The 2,618-nt window shown below is 28.5% G+C and carries 3 protein-coding genes; all 3 read right to left on the bottom strand.

Annotated elements, in window-relative coordinates; genetic code table 11:
• On the bottom strand, positions 1 to 233 hold a 233-nt coding region (locus A9G11_RS13770), incomplete at its 3' end, for a hypothetical protein (RefSeq protein ID WP_141674433.1).
• 44 nt (positions 234 to 277) lie between these two features.
• The gene (locus A9G11_RS13765) at positions 278 to 1,360 is read right to left on the bottom strand and encodes a hypothetical protein (protein WP_065620151.1); all 1,083 of its coding nucleotides are present in this window, start codon (positions 1,358 to 1,360) and stop codon (positions 278 to 280) included.
• A gap of 44 nt (positions 1,361 to 1,404) precedes the next feature.
• Positions 1,405 to 2,490 carry a hypothetical protein gene (locus tag A9G11_RS13760; RefSeq protein ID WP_065620150.1) on the bottom strand — a complete coding sequence of 362 codons (1,086 nt, stop codon included), beginning with the start codon at positions 2,488 to 2,490 and terminating at the stop codon, positions 1,405 to 1,407.
• Between the last annotated feature and the right edge of the window lie 128 nt (positions 2,491 to 2,618).

The following is a 2,618-nucleotide window of genomic DNA, read 5'->3' as shown; positions in this document are numbered from 1 at the left end:
CCAATTACATTTTTAAGGGATTTATTGATATTTTTTCCATGTACTTCCAATATGTCTGGTTCTGAAAAAAATTCATTTTCATTTTCATCACAATGGTAAGAAGTAAATTTATAAGATTGAGCATTAAGGTTAAAGTGATAATTTTCTACAAATGTTTTATGTGAACAAGGCTGCTTTGCATAGCAAACAGTACTGAAGATTAGCGTGAATATTAACAGGATTATTTTTTGCATATTAAAACTCCTCAGTCAAATATTACTATCAAAAATTCTAATATTTACTTTGTTGAGTGTATAGGTTTCTTATCAGTAAAAGCCACACCCTCTATCCATTTAACTATTTCACCTTGGTCTTTACTTTTATAACTCACCTTAAACCAGATACCAAGATTAATTTCTTGCGTTGACCTTTTTTCATCCCAATATACATCCAGAATTTTGACTAAATCATTTCGGACTAAATACATATTTGTTGGTGCGTTATAGTTGTGTTCATCATAAAGTGGGATTTTTTCTTGCTGAATATATGACTTGATATTTCGTTTGATGGTCGATTTGTTTAATCGTTTTGCTAATGCCGTTTTATCATAAAAAGTAATTTTCCCTTTTGAATCGATAATATCTAAACCAATAAAACCACCAATGTTTTTATCACTTGCCATTCGTTGAAAAATCTGATTTTTTTTAAAATGATATTCATAATCCTTATTTGCCATGATAAGCGTATATTTATTTACACCATAATTTTTAATTGATGAATAACGGCGATAAAAACTGATATCATCTATTTGTCCAATAAAGACATCAAATTGTTTGTAAGACAGACTTTCCTTAGTTTCATCAAAGAAAATATTATAAAATACGTTATATAAGTAAAAATCAGGAAATAAATTTTCAAAGCCTTCATCACCAAACCCATCAGTTACAATTTGTGGTTCACCGCAATAAGAATATTTAGTTTCCATATAATTTTTTAAATGTTGATTAATATAGATACAGTCAACCATTAAATTATTATCCTTAATCATTATCGGTATAAAAGCTTGAGTATAATCTGATGGTGTGCTCACGTAATAAAATGTTGGTTTATTATTCCATTTTGAAAGTATGATGCCTATCATACCTTTGATTCCAATTACATTTTTAAGGGATTTATTGATATTTTTTCCATGTACTTCCAGTATAGCTGGTTCTGAAAATGATTCCGTTTCATAATCACAATAGTAAGAAGTAAATTTATAAGATTGAGCATTAAGGTTAAAGTGATAATTTTCTACAAATGTTTTATGTGAACAAGGTTGCTTTGCATAGCAAACAGTACTGATGATTAGCATGAATATTAACCATATTATTTTTTGCATATTAAAACTCCTCAGTCAAATGTCCCTGTAGAAAATGCTAATATTTATTCTGTTGCGTTTGTACCCCACATGCTATTAAATGCCACACCCTCAATCCATTTGACTATTTCGCCTTGCTCTTTACTTTTATAACTTACCTTATACCAGATATCAGGATATTGACTTTTTTTTAGCTTCTCTTTATTCCAAATCACATCCAGAATTTTTACAAAATCATTTTTTACCAAATACATATCTGTTGGATGGTTATCATTAGGTTCATCATAAAGTGATACTTTTTCTTGCTGAATATATGACTTGATATTTTTTTTGATGGTCGATTTGTTTAATCGTTTTGCTAATGCCGTTTTATCATAAAAAGTAATCTTTCCTTTTGAATCGATAATATCTAAACCGATAAAACTCTCAGCGCTTTCTCGACTTGCCATCCGTAGATAAATTTGTGACTCTTTAAAACGGTATTCTTTGTCCTGATTCGTCATGATAAGCGTATATTTACTTGAAACATAATTTTTGATTGATGAATAGCGACGGTAAAAACTGATATCATCTAATTTGCCAATAAAAACATCAAACCCTTTATTAGATAAATAGTGATTAGTTTCTGAAAAGAATATAAAATAAAATACGCCGTTTAAGTAAAAGTTAGGGAATAAATTTTCAAACCCTTCATTACCAAACCCATCGGCTACAATTTGCGGTTCACCACAATAAGAATGGCTAGTTACCATATAATTTTTTAATTGTTGATTAATATAGATACAGTCAACCATTAAATTGTTATCCTTAATTATTATTGGTATAAAAGCTTGAGTATAATCTGATGGTGTACTCACGTAATAAAATGTTGGTTTATTATTCCATTTTGAAAGTATAACGCCTATCCCAGCTCTGATTCCAATTACATTTTTATATAATTTATTGATATTTTTTCCATGTACTTCCAATATGCCGGGTTTTGTAAAAAATTCATTTTCATCTTCATCACAAAAATAAGAAGTAAATTTATAAGATTGAGCATTAAGGTTAAAGTGATAATTTTCTACAAATGTTTTATGTGAACAAGATTGCTTTGCATAGCAAACAGTACTAATGATTAGCGTGAATATTAACAGGATTATTTTTTGCATACTAAAACTCTTCAGTCAATTTACTGAATAAATTTAATCTCAATGACACAAAATTTTTCAATTCGTGTCACCCTTCATAAAAATCTTAGTGTTATTATTAGTTAGGATAAATATCACCAGATGGTAAA

Origin of the sequence: Gilliamella sp. wkB108 (assembly GCF_001690195.1) — a bacterium.
Taxonomy (GTDB): Bacteria; Pseudomonadota; Gammaproteobacteria; order Enterobacterales; family Orbaceae; genus Gilliamella; species Gilliamella apicola_L.
This window is presented reverse-complemented; position numbering and strand designations above follow the sequence as displayed.